This window comes from Corynebacterium sp. UD i78, from assembly GCF_056280545.1.
Genome location: NZ_JBWCED010000001.1, coordinates 612,267 through 636,781, shown reverse-complemented (window position 1 = coordinate 636,781; position 24,515 = coordinate 612,267). Strand labels below are relative to the sequence as shown.

Sequence of the window (24,515 nt, the reverse complement as noted above, 5' to 3'; positions counted from 1 at the left end):
GGTGGATAATCAGGACCATCCTACCGGGGTTCCACGCCGAAGCCACTTCCCGGGGTACCCACCGGAAGAAGGCATTAAAAAAGGGCCCGCGAAGTTGGGGGGGATTATCGCGGGCCCCGGCCACGCTGTCCTCGAAAGGATGGGGCCTTGTCCCCCGTAAAGTGGCCGCGGGCGTTGGGGGGGGGTTAACGCCCGCGACCGGGGAACTGCCACTAATCTACGTTCCCCCGTGATGTCTGTCAAATACATCGTGCGGGGGTTAGGGTGGGGTCATCATGGACACCGCACGAGACACCACAGGCGCCCTCCCCCGCATCGGTCAACGCACCACGAAACAGCGCACCGCGGTGGTCGAGGCACTCGCTGAACTGACCAGTTTCACCAGCGCCCAGGACATCCACTCCGCCCTCACCACCGACGGCCGTAAAGTGGGCCTGACCACGGTGTACCGCACCCTCCAGCAGCTCACTGCGGCAGGCATGGTCGATACTCTCCAGGACGATTCCGGGGAGATGCTCTACCGCAGCTGCACCACCGACCACCACCATCACCACCTGGTCTGCACCTCCTGCCGCAAGACCGTCGAGATCGACGGCGGACCGGTCGAGTCCTGGGCCGCCACGGTCGCTGCGGAACACGGGTTCACCGTCACCGGCCACACCGCCGATGTCTTCGGTCTGTGCCCGGACTGCGCTAACCGGTAGCGACGTCGAAGACGCTGCCCAGCGCGAAGGTCACGGCCGCCGCCCCCAGACCGATCGCCAGCTGACGCAGCGCGCGCATCAGCGGGGGCTTCCCGGACAGCAGGCCCACCAGAGCACCGGTACACAGCAGCGCGATACCGACGAGCACCGCGGCCACCACCATCGAGCCCAGCCCGGTCATGCCGAAGATCAGCGGCAGCACCGGGATCACCGATCCTCCCGCGAAACACAGGAAGCTCGACAGGGCCGCAGACAGACCGGACCCGCCCTGCTCGATCTCGACCCGGGGCACCTCCGCCTCAGCCTCACCGTCGGTGTCCACGGCAAGGGCGTCGTTGACGTCACTCATCCGCTCGAAGACGAGGTGCGCCTTCTGCTGCGCCTCCTCCGGTTCCATGCCGCGGGCCCGGTAGACCAGTTCCAGCTCGTTGCGCTCCACGTCCAACTTCGGCAGCGCCTCCTTCGTCCCCGGGTCCGGGATGGACGCGTCCAGCAGCTCCTTCTGGGAGGTCACCGACACGTACTCCCCGGCCGCCATCGACAGCGCACCGGAGAGCAGGCCGGCGATACCGGCGGCGAGCATCGTCGACTGCCCCGCCCCTGCGCCGTACATGCCCAGCACAAGGGCGAAGTTGGAGACCAGGCCGTCATTCGCACCGAAGATCGCCGCCCGGAAGTCACCGGACATCCGCGAGCGGCCACGCGTCGCCAGTCCACGGACGATCTCGGCGTGGATCTTCTCGTCGGCGGCCATCGTCGCCAGTTCATCGCTGCGCTCGGAGTCCGTGAGGTAGTTGTTGCGGTCCTCGGCGGACTGCATGAGCGCCAGGACGAACACAGACCCGAACCGCCGGGCCATCCACGCGGTCATCCGGGTGCGCAGGCTGGCACGCAGCGGCAGCCCGACCTCGTCGCCCAGCCTGTCCCGCCAGTACTGCTCGTGGCGCGACTCCGCCTCCGCGATACCGAGCAGGATCTCGCGCTCCTCACCGGTCTTCTTCCGGGCGAGCTCGCGGTACACCGCCCCCTCGGCACGCTCATCGGCGAGGTAACGGCGCCACCGCCTGAGTTCCTGTTTCGTGGGCTGACTCTCCGGCTCCGTCATTTCACACCTCCGAAGCGTCGGTCACGCCGCGCGTACTCGTACACGGCGTCCTTCAGGTCCGCCCGCGTGTAGTCCGGGAACAGCACGTCCTGGTACACCATCTCGGCGTAGGCGGACTGCCACAGCAGGAAGTTCGAGATGCGCTGCTCTCCGGAGGGACGCAGGAACAGGTCGACGTCCGGCAGGCCCGGCTCATCGAGGTAGTTCTCGACGACCTTCTCGTTGACTTCACGGGGCTTCAGCTTCCCGGCGGCGACATCACCGGCGATCGCCCGGGCGGCGTCCGTCAGCTCGGCGCGTCCGCCGTAGTTCACACACATCACGAGGGTCATCTTCGTGTTGTCCTTCGTCTGTTCCTCGGCCTTCTCCAGCTCCGAGATCACCGACCGCCACAGGCGGGGACGCCGCCCTGCCCACCGCACGCGCACACCCTTGCCGTCCAGCTCGTCCCGGCGCCGCCGCAGCACGTCCCGGTTGAAGCCCATGAGGAAGCGCACCTCGTCGGCGCTGCGCCGCCAGTTCTCCGTGGAGAAGGCGTAGGCACTGAGCACGTCCACCCCCAGCTCCAGGCACTCGTCGACCATGTCCATGAGCACGGCCTCGCCCCGCTTGTGCCCCTCGGTGCGCGGCAGCCCCTGCTGCGTTGCCCACCTGCCGTTACCGTCCATCACCAGGGCGATGTGGCGGGGAATCAGTTCGGCGGGGCTCTCGGGGCGCGACTCGGAGGCATTCACGGCACCTGAGTCTACAGGGCCGCGTAGGCCGGACAGCCGCTCTCCGTCTGGTACCTGGTGTGTGCCAGCAGCAGCCGGTGGGAGGACGCCAGGATCTGCGTTCCCCCTGGCGATGCCGCCAGTTCGGCCACCGACGTGACCCGCCCGTGCGCCAGCCACCACAGCGCACGCACCGCCGCGGGATCGGGCTCCACGGCCCCCGGCGGCCGGCAGCGCACGCACACCGCTCCTCCGGCGTGCGGGTGGAACGCCCGGTGCGGTCCGACCGCCCCGCACTGGGCGCAGTCCACCAGGGAGGGAGCCCAACCGGCGACCTCCAGCACCTGCAGCACCAGCCGGTCCGCCTGGGTCCGGGGTGGCATTGGCGAGACCGCGAGGTCCGACAGTGCAGCGTCCAGCAGGTCGAAGGTCCGGGTGGCGTCCTCCCCCTCCCCGTAGTCCCCACGGACCGTCAGTTCGGCGATCTCCAGCATCGCCACCGCGGCGTAGTACCGGTCGACGTCCGCGACGATCGCCGGCGCGTAGGTTCGCACTGCGGCAGTGTCGGACAGGGTCGCCAGACCACCGTCGGTCTTCGCCCGGTTGCGGCCCGGATAGATCAGCACGTCCACCCGGCAGAACCGGTCGAGCCGGGCACCGAACCGCGACTTCGTCCGGCGCACCCCCTTGGCCACCCCACGTACGATGCCGTGGTGACGGGTGAGCAGGACGATGATCTGGTCGGCCTCACCCAGGTCATGGGTACGGACGACGAAGGCCTCGTCCCGGTAGTTGGGACGAGGCGCACGTGACATGAATCCCAGTCTAGTTCCCTGCCTCGCGGCGCGCGGTGCGCTGGTCGATATTCTGCGCCGCCTGAGCAATTCGGATATTCGACAGGTAGAATTCGAGCATCATTCGCATGGTCATCAGGGTGAACAATGCTCCCAGAGTGAGGACAGCGGCGATGACGAGACCGAGGAACGCGCCCCCTGCACCGATCTCGTTCGCCAAGCCGACTATGACGACCAGCGCATAGATCGCCCACACCAGGGCAATGAAAGCAAAACCCAGGACGTAGGCGAACTTGATGATCGACGGAGTTGCGTATTTGGTGAAGCTGAAATCGAACAGAGCACCCCAGAATCTGTCCTGGCCGCCCCCCGACTGCACTCCGGGGTAACCACCGTACCCTGGCTGATACTGGGCGTACTGCTGGTATTCGGGATACTGCGGGTACTGACCGGTCCGAGGATCCAGCCCCCACTGCCCGTTGCCCTCGGAGCCCTCTGAATTGCCTGACTGATTTTCGGGGTTTGTCATAGCCCGTCCCTTCTTTTCTGACGAGGAAATACTGTCAGAATAGAATCTAGCTGATACCCAGCCAATCGCAACAAGGAACCCCGTCTTACAGCATCGTGGTCAGAACCCGAGCTTGCCGAGCTGCTTCGGGTCGGACTGCCAGTTCTTCGCGACCTTCATCCGCAGGTCGAGGAAGACATTCTGACCCAGCAGATCGATGAGCGACTTCCGCGAGTTGTGGATGATCCGGCCCCACCGACGGTTGTCCTTGCCACGGAGGATCCGCTTCTGGCCCTCCCGCTCGAGGAAGATCACGGCGTGGACCTCGAGGACGCCCTCGCGCTCCTCGGAGGGGAAGACCTCGTCGATCTGCACGGCCACCGAGTGCGGCAGCTCGTCGTGCAGGCCGGACAGGGCGGCCTCGCGGATCAGCTCGGACATGCGGGTGTCGCGGTCATCGTCGGTGATGTGGTCGTCGGGGTAGAACTTCGGGCCCTCCGGCAGCTGCCCGGTGATGACGTCGAGCAGGACGTCCAGCTGCACCTGCTCCTTGGCGGAGACCGGGATGACCTCACCTCCGTCCAGCAGATCGTGCAGCTCCATGAGCTGTGCGCCGACCTGGTCCTTGGACGCCTTGTCGAGCTTGGTGACGATGCCGATGACCGGGGTCTTCGGTGCCGAGGCCCGCACCGCGTCGAGGATCCAGCGGTCACCGGGTCCGATCTTCTCGTCGGCGGGGATACACAGGCCGATGACGTCGACGTCGGCGTAGGTCTCCTTGACAACCTCGTTGAGTCGCTCACCGAGCAGGGTGCGCGGCCGGTGCAGACCCGGGGTGTCGACGACGATGACCTGGGAGTCCGGCCGGTGGACGATGCCGCGGATCGGGTGCCGGGTCGTCTCCGGCTGATCGGCGGTGATGGCGATCTTCTCACCGACCAGGGCATTGGTCAGCGTGGACTTGCCGGTGTTCGGCCGGCCCACGAAGCTCACGAAGCCGCTGCGGAAACCCTCCGGCGCACTGAAGTCGACCGGTGCCGCGGCAGCGTCCGGCAGGTCCTCCGGGATCTCGGGGAAGTCGAAACTGTCACTGCTCATCGGTTGCTCCGTTGTCTGTGTCTGTCGCGCTGTTCACGCTGATGTCGTCACTCTCCTCGGACCGTACCGGCCCGGTCACCACAATGGTGCGTACCTTGATCCTGCCACGTCGGTCCCGACCACCCTCACACACGAGGTGCAGTCCGGCGACATCGACCTCCGCGCCCGGCAGCGGGACGCGGTCGAGTTCGAAGGCCACGAGACCGGCAACGGTCTCGACATCCTCGTACTCCTCCTCGTCGAACTCCACACCGGTGTCCTCGTAGAGCTTCCGCAGGTCGTCGAGACTGAGCCACGGGACCACTCGGAACTCGCCGGGGCCGAGGTCCTCGACATCGCCGACATCGTCGCTGTCGTACTCGTCGCTGATCTCACCGACGATCTCCTCGAGGATGTCCTCGATGCTCACCAGCCCCGAGGTTCCGCCGTACTCGTCGACCAGCACGGCGATGTGGATCTGGTCGCGCTGCATGTCCTCCAGCAGGTCGGCCAGCATCCGGGAGTCCGGAACGAAGAACGGCGCACGCATGAGCTCGCTGACCGGAGCCGAACGCTGCTCGGCCGGGGCATCGAAGGTCGCGGTGACGAGGTCCTTGAGGTACACCACGCCGACGACGTCGTCGACGCTCTCCCCGACCACCGGCACACGCGACAGTCCGGACCGGATGCACAGCCGCGTCGCCTGGTCGGCGGACTTGTGCTGCTCGATCCACACCATCTCCGGCCGCGGCACCATCACCGCACGCGCGGTCGTGGTCCCCAGGTCGAAGACGGACTGGATCATCTTCTGCTCGTCGACCTCCACGACACCGCGCTCCGAGGCGATGTCCACGGCTTCGCGCAGCTCGATCTCCGAGGCGAACGGGCCTGCCTTCAGTGCACCACCACCTGCGAACAGGCCACCGACACGGATGAGCAGCCGGGAGAACGGTGACAGGATCTTCGCCGACACCAGCAGCACCGGCGCCGCCTTCAGCGACAGGGAGTAGGGGTTGCGGCGTCCCGCAGTCCGCGAGATGACGCCGACAATGACGTAGATCAGCAGGGACGCCACGACCACCGCCACGGCGACGGCCCATCCCGTGGGCTCGATGAGGTCCTCGGCGACGATGGTCACCAGGACCGCGGCACCGGCCTCCAGCACGGTGCGGATGAGCACCAGGAGGTTGATGTGGTCGGGTCGGTTGTCGATGACCCGCTGCAGCCGGGCCGCCCCGGGGCGTTCATCCTTGACGAGCGACTCGACGCGGGCGACCGAGAGCTGCGCGAGCGCGGTCTCCACCGAGGAGACCACGCCGGCCACCGGCACCACCACGGCGGCGACGGCGAGCAGGACGACAAGGGTGAGACCGGTCATGAGTCGGCGGAATCGTCTCTCTCCGCGGCGGTCGGGAACGCCCCGGCTCCGGTGGGCTTCGGTGCGAAGCTCACGCCCCGTTCCTCCTGGGAGTCGTACCAGTTGGCGAGGATCTCGTTCTGCAGCGCGAACATGCGCTGCTCCTCCTCCGGCACGACATGGTCGAAACCGAGAAGATGGAGGACGCCGTGCACGGTGAGCAGGTCGAGCTCATGGGCCAGCGGGTGGCCGGCCTTGTTCGCCTGCCCCTGGGCGAACTCGGGGCACAGCATGATGTCGCCGAGCACTCCGGGTCCCGGCGGCGGACCGTCCTTGCGTCCCCAGCCCGGGGTGAGCTCATCCATCGGGAAGCTCATCACGTCGGTCGGGCCGGGCAGGTCGAGCCAGCGCAGGTGCAGGTCAGCGATGGTCTCCAGGTCCACGATGTGGATCGAGAGTTCCGCGCTGGAGTGGACGTCCAGGCTCCACAGGGCGAAGCGGGCGACATCGATGAGCTCCTCCTCGTTCACCTCGCCCATGCCGGACTCGTTGTAGACCTCGATGCTCATACCTCGTCTCCTTCCTGCTCCGCCTCGAACAGGTCGTAGGCCTCGATGATGCGTCCGACCAGGTGGTGGCGGACCACGTCGGAACTGTCGAACTGGGTGACGGTGACCCCGTCGATACCCGACAGCACCTGCCTCGCCACAGTCAGGCCGCTGACCTGGTGACGGGGCAGGTCGACCTGGGACAGGTCACCGGTGACAACGATCTTCGAGCCGAAACCGAGCCGGGTGAGGAACATCTTCATCTGCGCCGGGGTGGTGTTCTGCGCCTCGTCGAGGATGACGAAGGCACCGTTGAGGGTTCGGCCGCGCATGTACGCCAGCGGAGCGATCTCGATGACGCCGGACTCGATGAGCTTCGGCACGGCCTCCGGGTCAAGCATGTCGCCCAGGGCGTCGTACAGTGGACGCAGGTAGGGGTCGATCTTCTCGCCGAGGGTGCCCGGCAGGAAGCCCAGCTTCTCCCCCGCCTCCACCGCGGGGCGGGTGAGGATGATGCGGGTCACCTCGCGCTTCTGCAGGGCCTGGACGGCCTTGGCGACGGCGAGGTAGGTCTTACCGGTACCGGCAGGGCCGACACCGACGACGACGGTCGACCGGTCGACGGCATCGACGTAGTCGCGCTGGCCCTGGGACTTCGGGCGCACTGACCGACCCCGACGGGTGACGATGGCGTCCCCCGCAATGCTGGTCAGGGTCGTGGCCGTGGTCACCGGCATGGTCTCCGGCTCATCGTCGTCGACGAGGTCGACGGCGCGGCGGGTGAGATCGGGGGTGATGACGTGCCCACGGGAGGCCATGGACTCGAGTTCCCGCAGGACGCGGCGGGCGCGGGACACCTGGGCGGCCTCGCCGCGCAGGGTGACGTGGTTGCCGCGGCTCAGCAGGTCGGCGGCGACATGGTCCTCGATGATGCGCAGATTCTCGTCGGCGGTGCCGGCGACGGCCTGTGCGGTGTCCGGGTCGAGTTCGACCGTGGTGGAGGCGATACGCCTCGGTGGTTGCTTCACATTTCTCCTGTGTACTTTCTCTGACTGTTGCAGTCTATCGTGCCCACCGCGTGGTGAGCACTCCGATCGCGCCGAGGGCGACGGCGGCGGCACTGGCGGTCCGGTACACTTCCGGCCCCAGGACGACCGGCTGCCCGATCTCCGCCTCACGCGGCGAGACGCCGCCCTCGGGCCCGATGACGAGGACGATCTCGTCGACGTCGAGGTCCAGCTGCGCCAGCGGGGTGGCCGCCTCCTCGTGCAGGACCAGAGTCAGGATGCTCTCGACCGGCTCCGGCCACGGCCGGTCGGCCAGCACGTCCGCCAGATCGTCGATATCGGTGAGCAGGTCACCGACATGTGCCCCGTCGAGCCGACGGGACTGCTTCATCGCGGAGACGGCCACAGCCTCCCACTTCGCCCGGGCCTTCTCGGCTTTACCGGGTTTGCCGTCCCACTTCGCGATGCAACGGTCGGACTGCCACGGGATGATCCGGTCCGCCCCCGCCTGCACCGCCAGGTCGACGGCAAGTTCGGAACGCTCGGACTTCGGGATCGCCTGCACCACGGTTACCCGCGGCCGCGGCGACCGGGCCGGCAACACACCGACGCCTGCCACAGTGTCCGCGGTACCGAAGGCGGCGCTGACCCCCAGACCGTTCCCGTCTGTGAGCACCACCGGTTCCCCGGTGCGGATCCGCTTGACGGCGGCGTGCTTCGCCTCGGCGGCGGGCAGTGTGAACTGTCCTGCCTCCCCGACCCGTTCCAGCTGGTCGGCGAGGTCCGGGACGAGGAAGACGGGATCAGTCACGGTTACCTGCCGAACTTCCCGCGCAGCCGGGAGAACAGGCCACCGGCCCGCTCATTCTCGGTGGTACGCACCCCGGCGGTCTCGCCGGACCGGTTCTGCAGTTCCTCGAGGAGCTCACGGGAGCGCTTGTCGAGGTCGGTGGGCACCGTGACATCGACATGCGCGATGAGGTGCCCGTGTCCATCCCGGCGCAGATGCGGCATACCGGCACCCTTGACGCGGACCACGGCCTCCGGCTGGGTGCCGGGGTCGACGGCGACCGTGGAGGTCGACCCGTCCAGCATCTCCACGTCGACACTGGTGCCCAGGGCGGCGTCCACCATCGGGACGTGGACGGTGACGTGCAGGTCATCGTCCTCGCGCACGAAGCACGGGTGCTCGGCGACATGGACCTCGACGTAGAGGTCGCCGGCGGGTCCACCGCCGGGGCCGACCTCACCCTTGCCGGACATGCGGATGCGCATGCCGTCGCGGATACCGGCGGGGATGTTCACCGGGATGTCGCGGCGGGCCTTGACCCGGCCGTCGCCGGCGCACTCCTCACACGGGTCCGGGATGATCTCGCCGGTGCCCTGGCACCGTGGGCAGGCCCGCGCCACCTGGACGCGGCCGAGGATGGACTGTTGGACCTCCATGACCTGACCCTGCCCCTGACAGGTCGGGCAGGTGTCCGGGTCGGCCTTCGTCTTCGAGCCGGTACCGTCGCAGACGTCGCAGAGCACGGCGGTGTCCACCGTAACCTCACGCTGGACGCCGCTGAAGCACTCCTCCAGCGTGAGCTCCATGCGCAGCAGCGCGTCATTGCCGGGACGCACGCGGGAGGCCCGGGGTCCGCCGCCGGTCGCTCCGCCGCCGAAGAAGGCGTCGAAGATGTCACCGAAGCCACCACCGCCGAAGCCACCGGGGGCGCCGCGGCCGTAGCCGGGGTCCTGGGGGTCTCCGCCGGCGTCGACGATGCGTCGCTTCTCGGGGTCGGTCAGGACTTCCTGCGCGACGGACGCCTCGCGGAACTTCTCCGCGGCTTCCTCGGAGGGGTTCACGTCCGGGTGGTACTTGCGGGCGAGTCGACGGTAGGCCTTCTTGATCTCGGCGTCCGTCGCGTCATGCTCGACACCGAGGACGGCGTAGTAGTCACGAGCCAAGGGAATACTGCTTCCTTTACGTTCTCAGTTGTGGTTCTCGGCAGGCATTCTACTCCCCCGCCAGAATCCTGCTCACATAGTGGGCGACCGCATGCACCGAACTGATTGTCCCAGGGTAGTCCAGGTACGTCGGCCCCAACACACCCATGGCGCCGAGCACCGCCTCGCGCGACCCGTACCCGGTCGAGACCACCGTCGCAGACTGCAGTTCGGCGGTCGCGTTCTCCTCACCGATGGTGACGTTGACGCTGAGGTCACCGAGGTCGCGGACGCCGGACAGCAGCCGCAGCACCACGACCTGCTCTTCCAGTGCATCGAGGACGCCCTCGAGCTCCCCGACCCGCACGATATTCGGCGTTCCGGCGATGACCAGCCGGTCATTCGGCCGGTTGAGCAGGGTGTCCACCAGGACAGCGGCACAGGTCAGGGCGGCGTCCTGCAGTCCGGCGGGAACGCGCGGGTCATCGCCGGCGGCCATCGCGGCGATCTCCGCGGAGGCGTCGTCGAGGGTGTGACCTACGAGTGTGCTGTTGATGAGATCCCGCAGCCGCGGCAGGTCCTCGGCCGACAGGGCGGTCGCCAGGTCTACGTTGCGCTGGTCGACCTGCCCGGTGTCCGTGATGAGCACGAGCAGCAGACGGGTGTCCGCGAGCTGCACGACCTCGCAGTGCTTGACCCTGCCACGCCGCAGGTCGGGCAGCTGGGCGACAGCGACCTGGCGGGTGAGTTGGGCGAGCAGCTGCACACTGCGGCGCAGCACGTCCTCCATGTCCACCCCGTCCTCGAGGAAACTGAGGACGGCCCGGCGCTCCGGCGGGCTCAGCGGCTTGATCCGGTGGATGCCGTCGACGAAGACCCGGTAGGCCTTCTCGGTGGGGATCCGTCCCGAGCTGGTGTGCTGCTGGGTGATGAACCCCTCGGACTCCAGCACCGCCATGTCATTGCGTACCGTCGCCGAGGAGACCCCGAGGCTGTGCCTGTCCACCAGCGCCTTCGACCCCACCGGTTCCTGGGTGGAGATGAAGTCGGCGACGATGGCCCGCAGGACCTCGCTGCGCCGTTGATCCGCCGTGCTCACTTTCGCCATGCCCGACAGTCTAGTCGTCTCAGTCGTCCTCTTCGACGAGGATGTCGGTGATGATGCCGTCGGCCAGCAGGCGCCCCGCACCGGTCAACCGCGTCCGTCCGTCGACCTGCTCCAGCAGACCGAACCCGACGTGCCGGGCGACGGCCTGGGGCGCGTGGGCGACCATCTCGTCCGGCAGTCCCTCAGCCAACCGGAGGCCGGTCATGATGCGTTCGGTGTGCACGTCGGCCTCACTGAGCGGTTCTGTCTTGACCACCGGGGAGTTGCCGGACGCCAGGGCCTCGGCGTAACGGCGCGGCAGTTTCGCATTGACCAGGCGGGTGATGCCGTTCCGGCCGTGCAGCCGGACGCAACCGTGGGCGCCGGGGCCGGCTCCCCACCACTGCCCGCCACGCCAGTAGACGAGGTTGTGCCGGCACTCCCCGCCCCGGCCTCGACCAGTTGGAGACCTCGTACCAGCCCAGGCCCGCGTCCTGCAGGGCGGCGTCGATCATCTCGTAGCGGTCGGCGTAGACGTCCTCGTCCGGGGCGGGGAGCTGTCCCTTGCGTACCTTGCGTGCCATCGCGGTCCCGTCCTCGACGATGAGCGAGTAGGCGGAGATGTGGTCCACTCCGGTCGACAGGGCGGCGTCGATACTGCGTCGCAGGTCATCGTCGGTCTCGGTCGGGGTGCCGTAGATGAGGTCGAGGTTGACGTGGTCGAATCCGGCGGTCAGGGCCTCGGTCGCCGCGGCGGTCGCCCGGCCCGGGGTGTGGTTGCGTTCCAGCACCTTGAGGACATGGGCGGACGCCGACTGCATGCCCAGCGAGATCCGGGTGTACCCCGCGTCAAGCAGGGCGGTGAAGAACTCCGGGGAGGTCGATTCCGGATTCGATTCGGTGGTGACCTCCGCACCGGGCGCCAGGCCGAGGCTGCGTCGTACCGCACCCAGGACGCGGGTCAGACCGTCCGCCCCCAGCAGCGACGGTGTTCCACCGCCGAGGAAGACAGTGGACGGCGGTCCCGGCCGGTCCCACTCCGCGGCGGCCCGGTCAAGCTCGGCCTCCAGGGCGTCGAGGTACGTCCCGACTGACGAGGTGCCGTCCTCGCCGGGGGTGTAGGTGTTGAAGTCACAGTATCCGCAGCGGGTGGTGCAGAACGGGACGTGAATGTACAGGCCGGTGTCCACGGGGGTCGAGGGTACTCACCCGGCCGCGGAGCGCCGACGCCGGGCCCGGACCCTGGCCAGGACCCGCTCGACCCGGGCACGCTCAGCGAGGAACTCCGGCGGGGCCTCGCCGCGCATCTCGGCGACGAGGACGGGGTGGTCGCCGACCACCTCACGCTTCCAGGCTGCGACGGTCTCGCGGGTCTGCGTCCACGACCGGGCGAAGGACTGCGGCAGCAGCACGCTCTGGTACTCGACCGCCTCCCTGGTCTGCGCGACGACCCACTCCGCCAGCTCGGCGAGATCCGCGGCAAGCTCGGTGTTTCTCCGACGCAGCGCCATCCGCAGCGTGGCGGTGCTGACGACCGGGCTGGTCGGCGCGACCGACGGTGCCGGCGGCGGGTCCTGGTGCGGGTGGAGGAAGGAGAGGGTTCGCCCCGGGTGGAAGTAGTTGCCCTCCGGGGCCGACAGAGACGCCGAGAGGGTCCCGGAGTTCACGCCGGAGACGAACGCCTGGCGCAGTCCGTTGATCTCCGCGAGGTACTGGCGGACCTCGCCGCGACCCTGCTCGACGGCATCGGACAGCTCGTGAATGCAGTCGTCGACGAGTTCTGTGTCCCAGTCCGTCATGGCTGCCGCGACGTTGTCGATGCCTTCCGCGATCTCGTCGCCGATGTCGTACACCCCCTGGGTGAGGTCGCGGAGACGCAGGCGCGCGGCATCATGCACGTCGGTCTCCTCTCGTCGGGGTCCTGCCGGTGATCGAACGTGACAACCATAGGACAGCGGACACCCCGGCACCGGGAGGCGGGGCCGGGGTGGGACGCGTGTGAAAGGTGTGTCAGTGGGAGTTGTAGATCCAGGCGATGTCGTCGGCGAAGTGCTGGGAGACCACGAAGCGCTTGACCTTCATCGACGGGGTCATCTCACCGTCTTCCTCGGTGAAGTCACGGGCGCAGATGCGGAACTTCTTGATCCCCTCGGCATGGGACACGGTCTCGTTCGCCTCGTTGATGGCGTCCTGGATCTCGGCACGCAGCACCGGGTTCTTCGCCAGTTCGGGGACGCCGGTGTTCTCCGGGACGTTGTTACGCTTCTTCCAGGCGGGGAGGGCCTCCTCGTCGAGGGTGATGAGGCAGCCGACGAACTTCTGGTCGTCGCCGACGACCATGGCCTGGGAGATCAGCGGGGCGGACCGGAGGATGTCCTCGAGTGGCCCCGGGGAGATGTTCTTGCCGCCGGCGGTGACGATGATCTCCTTCTTACGGCCGGTGATCTTCAGGTGGCCGGTGGGCAGCAGCGCGCCGAGGTCACCGGACCTGAGGAAGCCTTCCTCGTCGAAGCTGTCCTTCGTCGCCTCCTCGTTGTTCCAGTAGCCGTCGAAGACGACGGTGCCCTTCATGAGGATCTCGCCGTCCTCGGCGATGCGGACGGTGTTCCCGCCGACAGGCCTGCCGACGGTGCCGATGATGTTGTCCGGCTCGAAGTTCACCGCGATGGCCGCGGTGGTCTCGGTCATGCCGTAGCCCTCGTAGATCCGCACGCCGATGCCCCGGAAGAAGTGCATGAGCTCCGGGTTCAGCGCGGAACCGCCGGAAATGCAGTACTGCAGGGAGCCTCCCAGGGCGGCGCGGACCTTGCCGTAGACGAGCTTGTCGAACAGTGCGCGCCTGGCCTTGAGCAGCACACCGGGGCCCTGTCCGCCGTCCAGGGCCTTGGAGTACTCCACGGCGGTCTTCTCGGCGAGCGGGAAGATCTTCGCTCCGATGCCGCCGCCGTCGACGGCTTTGGACTTCACACCGGCGTGCACCTTCTCGAAGACGCGGGGGACACCGAGGATAACGTGCGGCTCGGCGCGGGAGAACTCCGGGACGAGGGTGGACATCTCGGACCAGTGGGACTGGGACGCGCCGCCGAGGGTGACGGCGAGGGACACGGCGCGGGCAAGGACGTGGGCCAGCGGCAGGAAGGTCAGTGCACGGTTGCCTTCGACGGCGATGCCGCCGATGGGGTTGGTGAGAATGGCACGTGCCTCGCCGAGCCAGTTCGAGTGCAGCAGACGGCAGCCCTTGGGCCGGCCGGTGGTACCGGAGGTGTAGACGAGCGAGGCGACGTCGGAGGACTTCGTCGCGGCGATACGGGCCTCGATCTCGTCGTCGGAGATGTCCTTGCCTTCGGCGATGAGGGTCTCGACGGCGCCGTCGGTGATCGAAAGCACCCGGTCCAGGTGCGCGCCCTCGGCCGGTGCGGACGCATGGACGAAGGTGTTCAGCCGGGTGGCGTGGCCGGACTTCTCGGCGATGCCGATCGTCGCTCCGGAGTCCTCGACGATCCACTCGCACTGCGACGTGGACGACGAGGGGTAGACCGGCACGGACACGGCGCCGGCGGCCATGATCGCGAAGTCGAAGAGGTTCCACTCGTAGCGGGTGTCCGACATGAGGACGACGCGGTCCCCCTGCCCGACGCCGTTGGCGATGAGGCCCTTGGCCACGCCGTACACCTCGCGGAGGAATTCGTCGGCGCGCACGTCGACCCACTCGAACTTCCGGGGCCGGCTGTAGAGGACCGTCTGCGGACGGCGGCGGGTGTTCTCCCGCAGCACGGTCAGACAGGTCTCGTTCTCACCGATCGTGTACAAGGCCTCCGAGGAGTACTCCTGCATGTCTCTCCTTACATTCAGTGTCTGAGTGTGGCTCGTGACACATTAATTATCCAACGGTATGTGAACATACCGGTCGAAAGGCGGCCGTGGGGGAAAATCACGGAACTGATATCAGAAAATTACAGTTGCCAACCAAACTATTACAAGGAAAATAATAAGGAGTACAAGAGCTTGTCGCACCCGTGAATGCTGCTTCACTCCGCGTCACCTCCTCCCCCGTGTTCCCCGAACACCCGGTGCTCGGAGTCATCCCGTGGCAGGACGCGGAACAGGACCCACAGCAGAGCTGCGGCGACCGCCAGCGCCACCAGGGCCAACGCCACCAGGACCAGCGGCGTCTGGAACCACACCGGCAGGCTGACCACCCACTGTTCGAATCCGTCCGTCACCCGGCTGATCCTACCCGGTCAGCCCCGCGAACCCGACAGTCCCCGACGACGCAGCAACGGCTCCACACTGCGTTGCTGACCACGGAACATCCAGAAGGCGTCGTCGTAGTCGATTGTCGCGCCGCGGGACAGGATCATCCGACGGAACCGGTCACCGGCGAAACGGACGTCATCGGCATCCGGGTGTTCAGTTCCCGCCGCATCGGTGTCGACGAAACCCTGGAATCCGTCGGCGTCAAGGACCTCGGCCCACAGGTAGCTCCAGTAGTCCGCGGAGTAACCGCCGGCGAATATGTGGTTGAAGTACGTCGACGAATAGCGCGGTGCCAGTCCCGGTACCGCGAGCCCGGCATCCTCCAGCGCCTGTCGCTCGAACTCCGCCACATCGGTCACCTGCCCGGCCTGCGCGGTGGTCAGCCGGTGCCAGGCCAGGTCGACCCGGCAGGCTGCGAGGTACTCCGTCGTCGCGAAGCCCTGCCCCCACCGGGCCTCGGCGGTCACCGCGGCGACGAGCTCCGGCGACAGCTGCTCACCGGTGTCGACATGGCGGGCGTAGTTCGCCAGCACCTCCGGCTCCAGCGCCCAGTTCTCGTTGATCTGGCTGGGGAACTCCACGAAGTCACGCGGCACATTCGTGCCGGACAGGCTCGGGTACCGGACATCGGAGAGCAGCCCGTGCAGGCCGTGGCCGAACTCGTGGAAGAGGGTGGTGACCTCGTCGAGGCTGAGCAGCGCCTCCTCCCCCTCGGCAGGCTTCGCGATGTTGAGCACATTGACGACGACCGGGTTCTGCCCGATGAGGTTGTTCTGGTCGACGAAGCTGCTCATCCACGCCCCACCACGCTTCGTGGACCGGGCGAAAAGGTCGGTGAGCAGCAGGCCGATCGCGGTACCGTCCGCTTCAGCCACCTCCCAGACCTGCACATCGGGGTGGTAGCCGACAAGATCCGTGCGCGGAGTCACCCGGATCCCGTAGAGCCGTTCCGCGGCGAAGAACACACCGTCGCGGAGCACCTGCGACAGTGGAAAGTACTTCTTCAGTTCGGCGGTGTCCACCGCGAGATCCTCGGCCCGCAGCTTCCCCGCCCAGTACGGCCAGTCAGACTCGCCCAGGTCACAGACGTCCTCACCGTTGACGTGTGCAAGGTCCAGGGCACGCTTGTACTCGCCGTGGGCGTTGTCCACTGCAGCGGGCGTCACCGTGTCCAGCAGGTCGTCTACCGCCTCAACGGTCCGGGCGGTCTCCTCGGCGATGACGAAGTCCGCATGGCTCGCGAACCCGAGCAACTCCGCCCGGCGGGCCCGCAGCCGCGCGGTCTCGAGAACGATGTCACTGTTGTTGCCGGTGCCGCGCGCCCGCGACGCCGCGGCGACCTCGCGGCGCAGGTCGGCATCCGCCAGATCCTCGAGGATCGGCTGCACGCTGGGCAGACCCAGGCGGATCAGCCACCCTTCCTTCCCTTCGGAGGCGGCGTCCTCCCGGAGCTGGGCCTTCTTCGCCGCGCTGAGCCCGGTGAGCCGCTGCTCGTCGGTGACCAGCACCGCACGGTCGGCGGTGGAGGTCATGAGGTTGCGGCCGAACCGGGTGGACAGTTCGGCGAGCCGGGTGTCGATGGTGGACAGTTCCTCGCGTCCGGCGTCGTCCAGGTCCGCACCGCCGCGACGCAAAGTCCGCAGCCAGTGCGCCAGCAGCGCCTCATTCTCACTGCCCTCCGGCTGCGCGGGCATGGCCTGCACGCGCTCGTAGAGATCCCGGTTGAGCAGGATGCGGGTCCAGTGGGCGGAGAGCTCCGGGGCGACTGTCTCCTCGACAGCGATGACCTCGTCAGTGGCGTCGGTGCCGGCGTAGTTGAAGATGATCGCCAGGACGCGCTGCAGCATCTGGCCGGACACCTCGAGCGCATCCATCGTGTTCTCCCAGGTGGGGGCGTCAGAGAGGGCGGTGATCGCGGCAATCTCGGCGTCATGGTCGTCGAGGGCGGTCCGGAAGGTGGGGACCAGGTCGGCGACGTCGATCGCGGCGAAGTCAGGGAGTTCATGGTCAAGCACGGAGGGTTCGAGCAGCGGATTCATACGCCCCAGCGTAACCGGGGCCCCTAGAGTGGTCGCCATGACACAGCCCCTCCCTCCTCAGTTCACCACCCCGTACGGCCGTGTGTCCGGATCCTCGCGTGACGGGGTGTCCGTGTTCCGCGCGGTGCCGGTGGCTCACACGCACCATTTCGGCGAGCCGGAGCCGCCGGAACCATGGGACGGGGTGCTGTCCTGCGCGGACGCCCGGGAGCGCCGCGACCTGCGCCTTCCCACCACCGTCTCGGTCTTCGCCCCGCAGGACGCCTCGCCGGAAGGGGATCTGCCGGTGATCGCGTGGATCCACGGCGGACGCTACGAGGAGGGACACGGCGACGACGGCTGGTACGACGGTTCGACGTTGGCCGCAGCGGGGTGCGTGGTCGTGACATTGAACTACCGGATGTGCCTGGAGGGCTTTCTGCCCCTCTGTGAGGACGAGCCCGGGTCCTTCCGCGGCGTCGATGACCTGGTCCATCAGCTGCGGTGGATTCAGGACGCCGTGTCGCAGGTCGGCGGGGACGCCTCGAATGTCACCCTCGTCGGGCAGTCCGCCGGTGGTGGACTGGTGATGAAACTGCTCACCGACCGGCGGGCAGATGACCTGTTCCACCGCGCAATGGTCCTCTCCCCTGGTCTGCCGCGGATCCTGCCACGAGTCGGATGGTCGGTGCGCCGCGCGGTCGCGTGTCTCTGTCTGGGGTCGCGGCTGACACGGGAGAGGGTGAGCCGGCTGAGTACGGCACGGTGCACGCGGGCGTACCGGCGGATGTCGCTGATCTACTCAACAGACTGCGCACTGGGACCGGGGCCCGTCGACCTCGACGAGCTGAGGGAGGTGCCGCTCATGGTTTCGACGATGGAGGACGAGTTCATCCGCTTCCCCGGGGTGATGCAACTCGACCGGATGGTCGCGCGACTGGGCCTGCCGTCGTGGGTGATGGTGCCGGGAATGCGGCTGCTCGGGGTGCCACGACGGAAGCTGGCGGGGTGGTGTCGGTATGTCGATGTTGACCGTCCGATGGGTCGGACGGTCGGCGACACGATGATCCGCCGGTGGGCCTCGGCGCTGCTGGAGGCGATGCCGGGTGACCGGGTGTGGTCGTGCGAGTTCCGCGGTGGACAGTGGCAGGGCGAACGGATCGACGCGCAGCACTGCGGCGAGCTGCCGATGCTCTTCGGGACGCTGGATGTCGGTCGCAAGCTCGTGGAATCCACCTGTGGCCCAGGCACACAGGAGAGACTCACCGACCTCGGCGCGCGCTACCGCTCCTCGGTGCTGTCTTTCGCCCGTGGTGAGGAGCCCGGGTGGGAACCGTTCGGTGATCAGCGGTCGTCGCGGGTGTTCAGTCTCCTCGGTGAGTCTGATACTGAGGCCAAAGATCCCTACCGGTCGATCAGGACGTTGATCACGGTCTAGCCGGCTCAGAACGGAACCTTCTCGAGTGCCGTGCGGGTGGTCGCTCTCCACTGTTCGCGGGCTTCGTTATGTTCGGCCCGGGCGGCGACTTTGCGGGCCAGGGACTGGTCGAAGGTCGTGATCGCCGTGGCCATCGGCCCGGTCGGCACGGTGGTGACGGTGTGCCCGTCATCGATACTGGTGACCGAGGCGGTGCCGTCGGGATGCCGGGTGAAGTCCAGCAGACCGCGGGTCTTGTCGTTGTGGCAGCCCCGGCACAGTGACTGCATCTTCCCGGTATCGGTGCGGGGCGTGTCCTGGTTGTCGGGGTGCTCACTGTCGTAGCGGTGGACGTGGTCGGCATCGGCGGTGGCTGCGGGGTTCTCACACCCCGGTGCCCGGCAGGTGCCGTCGATACCGGCGAGCAGGGCACGCTGGTTGTCGGTGGCGAACCGGGCATCGTGGGCCGAGTGTGACGGCACGGTCAGGTGGGTGACCCGTCGGATCCACCGGTCGGTAGCGATGCCGGACAGCCACCGGTTCTCCAGGTGGGTGTGGCCGGTGTCGATGTTGCGGTAGCAGTTCAGGGTGACTGTCACGTCGCCGACGGCGCCGTGACACAGTTCGGTGAACGCGGTGGCCCGCGAGCAGTGGTGGGCGTCGGCGACGGCGTCGACGATGCGGGTGACTCCGAGGCCTTCGTCGGCGGGGACGGTGATGTGGAAGACGGTGTAGTCGTCGTTGCGGGTGTCGATGCTGAAGTCTGTCTGCAGTGCCGGTGGTGGCACGTCCTGGTCTTCGGGGTCGACCGGTAGGGCGGTGGGCTGACAGGTGCCGACAATGGCGGTGACACTCCGGCGCAGGATCACGGGTCCGGGGATGACCTGGTCGGGTCGGGTGGGGGTGAGCAGGGCGGCGATGCCGGTGTCGACGGCATCCAGGTAGGTGGTGGCGACACAGCAGGTCACGTCGGCGATGATGCGCAGCAGGTCGAGGCTGAACGCGCCGCAGGCCACGGCGGAACAGGTGGCGGGCAGGCGGGTGAGCATCGTGCCGACTTCGCAGTAGGCCAGGGCTCTGCCGCGGGTGACACCGAGGCGGCGGGCGATGGTGGCGGTGGTGCGGCGGATCTCGTCGGTCCCGTCGGGGGTCACGGCCGCGGCCAGGGACAGGTCGATGAGGTTCGCTGCGGTTTTCGCTGTCGACAGCAGGTCGGGGTTGGTCAGGATCGCCCAGCCGGCGGGTGCGTCAGGGTCCCGGCGGTGGTCGGGGGTGGGTCGTCGGGTGGTCAGTGTGCCGTCCGGGTCGTTGATGCAGTCGCGGGTCAGGGCGAGCAGTGCGCCGTCGCCGGTGGTGATGTCGTCGGTGATCTTGTCGAACAGGGCGTTGAATGCCATCTCGTGGACGGCGTGTCGTTTGGTGGTGGTGATAGTAGTGGTGACGGTGGTCATGGTGTCCCCCTGGGGATCATGAGCAGAGTGTGGGCGGGGTGGTGGAGAGCGGTGTGGTGAGGTGTCGGGCGTCTGTCACCGATGATACATCTTGACCGAAAACAATACAAGTGTTCGAACGCGTATGATTTTTAGCATCGCCGCCGATGCCCGCTCCTCTCCCCTGCCCCCACTGCACATAGACTGGTCACTATGTCTCTCACCTTCCCTTCCCTGGACACCCTCCGCTCCCGCAGCACGATGAAATGGACGAAATACGACCCTTCCGTCCTGCCACTGTGGGTCGCCGAAACAGACTTCGAGACCTGCCCCGCCGTCGCCGCGGCTGTGAAGGACGCCGTCGACCGTGAGTACTTCGGCTACCCGGAAATGGGTGCAGCGTCCCGCGAACTCGCCGAGGCACTGGCCTCCTTCTCCCAGGCCCGCCACGGCTGGACGATCGACCCCGCAAACGTCACCTACTGCCCCGACGTCGTCAAGGGCGTCATGGTGGCGATCGAGGCGCTCACCGAGGAGGGGTCGACCATCGTCATCCCGATGCCCGCCTATCCTCCGTTCCAGAAAGTTCCGCAGGCGACCCGGCGTCCGGCCGTCTACGTGCCGATGGGCGAGAACGGTTTCGACCTCGAAGCCCTGGAACAGGCCTTCACATCCGCGTCCAACCCGCACGGCGTCGGTTCCATGATCCTGTGCAACCCGTTCAATCCGCTGGGCCGTGCGTTCACCGCAGAGGAGCTGAGCACGGTCTCCGACCTCGCAGCCGCCCACCATGTGCGCGTCATCTCCGACGAAATCCACGCCCCGCTGGTCTACTCCGGCAACCACATCCCCACCGCCACAGTCTCGGAGACCGCTGCGGCGAACACCGTCACGGTCACCGCCACCTCCAAGGGCTGGAACACCGCCGGGCTGAAGTGCGCGCAGATCATCGCGTCGAACCCGGAGGACGCCAAGATCATCGGCCGTCTGTCCAACCTGCTCACCGGTGAGGCCTCCACCATCGGGTTGAAGGCCGCCACCGCCGCCTACACCGGAGGCTACGACTGGCTCGTCGAGGAGGTCGACTACCTCGCCGCGAACTGGGAGCACCTCGCACAGCGGCTGCCCGAGGTGCTCCCCGGCATCCGGCTACCGCAGCAGGAGGCGACCTTCCTCGCCTGGCTCGACCTCTCCGGGGTTGACCGGCTGCGTGACGGGAACGGCACCGTCACCCGGCCGGCCGAACGTCTCCGGACGCTGGCCAAGGTCGCCTTCAACGAGGGCACCGACTTCGGTCCGGTCGGGGCAGGGCATGCTCGGTTGAACTTCGGAACCTCCAGGGCCATTCTCGACGAAGCACTTGACCGTATCGCCGCCGCCGACCTTCACGGTGGCGGACCCGTCCCCGGAGACCTGTGAACAGTCTGACCCGAATACTCCGCTCGACCCGCCAACTCTGGCCCTACTACGTCATGGTCATCGTGACGTCCACCGCCACCGCGCTGCTGAACCTGGCGGCCCCCTTCCTCATCAAGGCGGCGACCGACGTCATCGTCGACGCCGTCAACGGGCTGCGCGACATGGATGACGCCGTCACCGTCGTCATCTTCATCGCCCTGGCGCTGTTCGCCGCCGAGCTGACCTTCACCGTCGTGCACAACATCGGCGGCTGGTTCGGCGACGTCATGGCACTGAAGATGCGTCAGCTGCTGTCCGACCGGTACTTCGCCAAACTGCTCTCCCTGCCGCAGACCTACTTCGACAGGCAGGTCACCGGTACCGTCATCTCCCGGCTCGACCGCTCGATCCTCGGCCTGACCCAGTTCATCCAGAGCTTCGCGAACAACTTCTTCTCGATGATGCTCACCGTGATACTCGTGCTCGCGGTGACCTCCTGGTACTACTGGCCACTCACCCTGCTGCTCCTCATCGTCTTCCCGCTGTACCTGTGGCTCACCGCCCTGACCAGCAAGCGCTGGATGGTGTGGGAGAAGGAGAAGAACCGCCACATCGACACCGCCCAGGGCCGCTTCGCCGAGGTCATCGGCCAGGTCAAGGTCGTGAAGTCCTTCGTCACCGAGCGGCGCGAACTCCGGGGATTCCAGGAGCACTTCGCCGAGACCGTCGATCTCACGAAGGCACAGTCGCGCTGGTGGCATCTGATGGACGCGATCCGCACCGGCGGTATGAACGTCATCTTCCTGGCCATCTACCTGGTACTCTTCATCCGCACCCTGCACGGTCACTTCAGCCTCGGCGACATGGTGCTGCTCGTCCAGCTGGTCGCAACGATCCGTGGCCCGGCGTCCATGATGAGCTGGATGGTCGATTCGGCGCAGAAGGCCGCCGGAGGATCCCGCGACTACTTCGCAGCGATGGACGAGATCCCCGAGCCCACCGCGGACGCCGTTCTGCTCGACGCCGCATCCCCGCGGGGAGCCGACCTCGTGGAGCCACTGCCGCCGGTCGAACCGCTTCCCTCGATCTCGCCGGACGCCCCGGTCATCGACTTCGACAGGGTGTCCTTCGGCTACGACTCGGACGCCCCGGAGGACGAGGTGATCCACAAGGTCTCGTTCAACGCCCACCACAACGAGAAGGTCGCCCTGGTCGGCGAGTCCGGTGGCGGAAAGTCCACCCTGGTCAACCTGCTGCTCGGACTGTACCGGCCGACCGCCGGTTCACTGCGCATCAACGGTCATGACAGTGCGGACCTCACCGCCGCGCAGCTGCGCAGCATGGTCGGCGTGGTCTTCCAGGAACCGTCGCTGTTCTCCGGCACGATCCGGGAGAACATCGCCTACGGACGACCCGACGCCACTGACGAGGAGATCCTCGACGTCGCCCGGCGGGCCAATGCCGACGTCTTCATCACCAGGTTCAGCGACGGCTACGACACCGTCATCGGCGAGCGCGGCCTACGGCTGTCCGGTGGACAGAAGCAGCGCATCGCCGTCGCCCGCGCCATGCTGAAGGACGCCCCCATCCTCGTCCTCGACGAGGCGACCTCCGCCCTCGACACCCGAGCCGAGCAGGCCGTCCAGGCGGGGCTGGAGGAACTGATGGTGGGACGCACTACGCTGGTCATCGCCCACCGGCTGTCGACCATCGCCACGGTCGACACGATCGTCACCCTCGACGGCGGTCATGTCGGGGAGATCGGCTCCCCTGCCGAACTGGCGACTTCCGGAGGTATCTACGCGGAGCTGCTGCGCCTGACCGCCAGTTCCTCGGCCGCGGACCGGAAGCGGCTGCGCAGCTTCGGCTTCCATGACGGAACCCCCGTCGATGACGAGGATGAACCTGTCGTCGACGGGGGTCCGGTGGAAGCTGCAGACTAGCCGGAACTAGTCGTCCTTGGCGCTGCCGATGAACTTGTTGGCGGCGTCGGTGGCCTTGTCCTTGAGCTCCTCGCCCTTCTGCTTGGCGTCGGACTTGACCTGGTCGGCCTTGCCCTCGTCCTTGAGGGACTCGTTGTCGGAGGCGTTACCGAGGGCCTCCTTGGCCTTGCCGGCCAGATCCTCGGCCTTGTTCTTCAGATCGTCGATTCCGGACATGCTGACCAACTCCTTCAGGGTTGTGTTGCGATGACCGCGTCGGCGACGCGGACTACCTCCACTTGTACCGGAGAAGTCTGCAGCATGCACCCGTTTCCACTGCCGAAACAGAAGTGAACGGGGCCAACTTCCGAACTACGCGCTGTAGTCGTAGAAGCCCTTGCCGGACTTGCGGCCGAGCTGGCCGGCCTGAACCATACGGCGCAGCAGCGGCGGGCAGGCGTAGGACGGGTCGCCGTACTCCTCGTGCATGACGTCGGCGATGAAGGCACAGGTGTCCAGGCCGACCATGTCGGCGAGGGTCAGCGGGCCCATCGGGTGGGACGCACCGAGCTTCATGCCGGTGTCGATGTCCTCCTTGGTGGCCACACCCTGCTCGACCATGCGGATGGCGGAGAGCAGGTAGGGCACCAGGAGGAAGTTCACGATGAAGCCGGAACGGTCCTTCGCGAGGATCGCGGTCTTGCCGAGCACCTCGGTGGCGTAGGTGCGGGCGGTCCCGACGGTCTCGTCGGTGGTGGTGAGGGCCGGGATGACCTCCACGAGCTTGAGGACCGGCACCGGATTGAAGAAGTGCAGACCGATGACGCGACCCGGGTTCTCGGTGGCCGAGGCGATGGTCTGGATCGGCAGCGAGGAGGTGTTCGAGCACAGCGGCGCGGTCTTGTCCGTCACGATGGCGTCGAGCTTGGAGAAGACGTCCTTCTTGATGTCCTCGTTCTCGATGATCGCCTCCATGACCAGCTCACGGTCGGCGAAGTCCTCGAGGTCGGTGGTGAAGGTGAGGCGTCCGAGGGCGGCGTCCCGGTCCTCCTCGGAGAGCTTGCCGCGTTCGACGGCCTTGGCGAGAGACTTCTCGATCTTGGCCTTGCCGAAGTCCAGGAACTCCTGCTTGGCCTCCCACACCAGGACGTCGCTGCCGGACCTGGCGGCGACCTCGGCGATGCCACCGCCCATCTGGCCGGCTCCGATGACACCTACACGCTGAACCATGTTGTTCTCCT

Annotated in this window: 22 protein-coding genes and 1 pseudogene; 4 read left to right on the top strand and 19 right to left on the bottom strand. The window is 67.3% G+C overall.

The annotated features are described in order from the left end of the window. Positions 1–275: 275 nt before the first annotated feature. Positions 276–704 (top strand): Fur family transcriptional regulator, encoded by a 429-nt coding sequence (locus ACZ9GM_RS03025; protein ID WP_291475230.1) that lies wholly within the window; start codon positions 276–278, stop codon positions 702–704. Here the strand turns inward: ACZ9GM_RS03025 and ACZ9GM_RS03020 are convergent. The 16 genes and pseudogenes from ACZ9GM_RS03020 to ACZ9GM_RS02945 form a co-directional block, all read right to left on the bottom strand. Then, entirely contained in the window at positions 694–1,809 is a 1,116-nt protein-coding gene (locus tag ACZ9GM_RS03020; RefSeq protein WP_291475232.1) for a VIT1/CCC1 transporter family protein, read from the bottom strand. The two genes, ACZ9GM_RS03025 and ACZ9GM_RS03020, sit on opposite strands and share 11 nt — an antisense overlap. Further along, on the bottom strand, positions 1,806–2,543 hold the full coding sequence (locus ACZ9GM_RS03015) for an isoprenyl transferase (protein WP_476037255.1): 738 nt from the start codon (positions 2,541–2,543) through the stop codon (positions 1,806–1,808). Before ACZ9GM_RS03015 ends, ACZ9GM_RS03020 begins: the two co-directional genes overlap by 4 nt. A gap of 11 nt (positions 2,544–2,554) precedes the next feature. Continuing rightward, complete coding sequence (gene recO / locus ACZ9GM_RS03010; protein ID WP_291475236.1) at positions 2,555–3,337, bottom strand: DNA repair protein RecO; 783 nt, start codon at positions 3,335–3,337, stop codon at positions 2,555–2,557. A gap of 10 nt (positions 3,338–3,347) precedes the next feature. Continuing rightward, a complete protein-coding gene (locus tag ACZ9GM_RS03005; protein WP_291475237.1) occupies positions 3,348–3,845 on the bottom strand; it encodes a DUF4282 domain-containing protein in 498 nt (165 codons plus the stop codon). Between the two features lie 99 nt (positions 3,846–3,944). After that, complete coding sequence (gene era, locus ACZ9GM_RS03000; RefSeq protein ID WP_291475238.1) at positions 3,945–4,922, bottom strand: GTPase Era; 978 nt, start codon at positions 4,920–4,922, stop codon at positions 3,945–3,947. Beyond that, entirely contained in the window at positions 4,912–6,279 is a 1,368-nt protein-coding gene (locus tag ACZ9GM_RS02995; protein WP_476037254.1) for a hemolysin family protein, read from the bottom strand. The genes era and ACZ9GM_RS02995 overlap by 11 nt, the downstream gene beginning before the upstream one ends. Then, positions 6,276–6,827 carry an rRNA maturation RNase YbeY gene (ybeY, locus tag ACZ9GM_RS02990; protein ID WP_291475242.1) on the bottom strand — a complete coding sequence of 184 codons (552 nt, stop codon included), beginning with the start codon at positions 6,825–6,827 and terminating at the stop codon, positions 6,276–6,278. Before ybeY ends, ACZ9GM_RS02995 begins: the two co-directional genes overlap by 4 nt. Continuing rightward, a complete protein-coding gene (locus ACZ9GM_RS02985; protein WP_291475244.1) occupies positions 6,824–7,834 on the bottom strand; it encodes a PhoH family protein in 1,011 nt (336 codons plus the stop codon). Before ACZ9GM_RS02985 ends, ybeY begins: the two co-directional genes overlap by 4 nt. A gap of 34 nt (positions 7,835–7,868) precedes the next feature. After that, positions 7,869–8,624 carry a 16S rRNA (uracil(1498)-N(3))-methyltransferase gene (locus ACZ9GM_RS02980; RefSeq protein ID WP_291475246.1) on the bottom strand — a complete coding sequence of 252 codons (756 nt, stop codon included), beginning with the start codon at positions 8,622–8,624 and terminating at the stop codon, positions 7,869–7,871. Between the two features lie 2 nt (positions 8,625–8,626). After that, entirely contained in the window at positions 8,627–9,766 is a 1,140-nt protein-coding gene (gene dnaJ, locus ACZ9GM_RS02975) for a molecular chaperone DnaJ (RefSeq protein ID WP_291475248.1), read from the bottom strand. Between the two features lie 49 nt (positions 9,767–9,815). After that, positions 9,816–10,853 carry a heat-inducible transcriptional repressor HrcA gene (gene hrcA, locus ACZ9GM_RS02970; protein WP_291475249.1) on the bottom strand — a complete coding sequence of 346 codons (1,038 nt, stop codon included), beginning with the start codon at positions 10,851–10,853 and terminating at the stop codon, positions 9,816–9,818. Positions 10,854–10,872: 19 nt separating this feature from the next. Beyond that, positions 10,873–12,022 (bottom strand): annotated as a pseudogene (gene hemW / locus ACZ9GM_RS02965) (radical SAM family heme chaperone HemW). 15 nt (positions 12,023–12,037) lie between these two features. Beyond that, the gene (locus ACZ9GM_RS02960; RefSeq protein WP_291475252.1) at positions 12,038–12,730 is read right to left on the bottom strand and encodes a hypothetical protein; all 693 of its coding nucleotides are present in this window, start codon (positions 12,728–12,730) and stop codon (positions 12,038–12,040) included. Positions 12,731–12,842: 112 nt separating this feature from the next. After that, positions 12,843–14,666, bottom strand: coding sequence for an AMP-dependent synthetase/ligase (locus ACZ9GM_RS02955; protein ID WP_476037253.1), 1,824 nt, complete (start codon positions 14,664–14,666; stop codon positions 12,843–12,845). Between the two features lie 194 nt (positions 14,667–14,860). Further along, positions 14,861–15,055: a hypothetical protein gene (locus ACZ9GM_RS02950; protein ID WP_291475254.1), complete on the bottom strand. Its 195-nt coding sequence runs from the start codon at positions 15,053–15,055 to the stop codon at positions 14,861–14,863. Positions 15,056–15,073: 18 nt separating this feature from the next. Further along, entirely contained in the window at positions 15,074–17,128 is a 2,055-nt protein-coding gene (locus ACZ9GM_RS02945) for a M3 family metallopeptidase (RefSeq protein WP_291475256.1), read from the bottom strand. Positions 17,129–17,165: 37 nt separating this feature from the next. Between ACZ9GM_RS02945 and ACZ9GM_RS02940 the strand changes: the two genes are divergently transcribed. Beyond that, positions 17,166–18,545, top strand: coding sequence for a carboxylesterase family protein (locus ACZ9GM_RS02940; protein ID WP_291475257.1), 1,380 nt, complete (start codon positions 17,166–17,168; stop codon positions 18,543–18,545). 5 nt (positions 18,546–18,550) lie between these two features. On the opposite strand, the gene ACZ9GM_RS02935 is transcribed toward ACZ9GM_RS02940, so the two are convergent. After that, complete coding sequence (locus ACZ9GM_RS02935; protein ID WP_476037252.1) at positions 18,551–19,975, bottom strand: HNH endonuclease signature motif containing protein; 1,425 nt, start codon at positions 19,973–19,975, stop codon at positions 18,551–18,553. A gap of 192 nt (positions 19,976–20,167) precedes the next feature. On the opposite strand from ACZ9GM_RS02935, the gene ACZ9GM_RS02930 reads away from it, so the two are divergent. Both ACZ9GM_RS02930 and ACZ9GM_RS02925 read left to right on the top strand, forming a co-directional pair. After that, positions 20,168–21,373, top strand: coding sequence for a MalY/PatB family protein (locus tag ACZ9GM_RS02930; protein WP_291474901.1), 1,206 nt, complete (start codon positions 20,168–20,170; stop codon positions 21,371–21,373). Next, positions 21,370–23,295 (top strand): ABC transporter ATP-binding protein, encoded by a 1,926-nt coding sequence (locus ACZ9GM_RS02925; protein ID WP_291474903.1) that lies wholly within the window; start codon positions 21,370–21,372, stop codon positions 23,293–23,295. The genes ACZ9GM_RS02930 and ACZ9GM_RS02925 overlap by 4 nt, the downstream gene beginning before the upstream one ends. Before the next feature lie 6 nt (positions 23,296–23,301). Here ACZ9GM_RS02925 and ACZ9GM_RS02920 read toward each other — a convergent pair whose 3' ends face one another. Both ACZ9GM_RS02920 and ACZ9GM_RS02915 read right to left on the bottom strand, forming a co-directional pair. Then, positions 23,302–23,511, bottom strand: a complete 210-nt coding sequence (locus ACZ9GM_RS02920; RefSeq protein ID WP_291474905.1) for a CsbD family protein — start codon at positions 23,509–23,511, stop codon at positions 23,302–23,304. A 135-nt stretch (positions 23,512–23,646) separates the two neighbouring features. Continuing rightward, positions 23,647–24,504 carry a 3-hydroxybutyryl-CoA dehydrogenase gene (locus ACZ9GM_RS02915; RefSeq protein WP_291474907.1) on the bottom strand — a complete coding sequence of 286 codons (858 nt, stop codon included), beginning with the start codon at positions 24,502–24,504 and terminating at the stop codon, positions 23,647–23,649. Positions 24,505–24,515 lie beyond the last annotated feature (11 nt).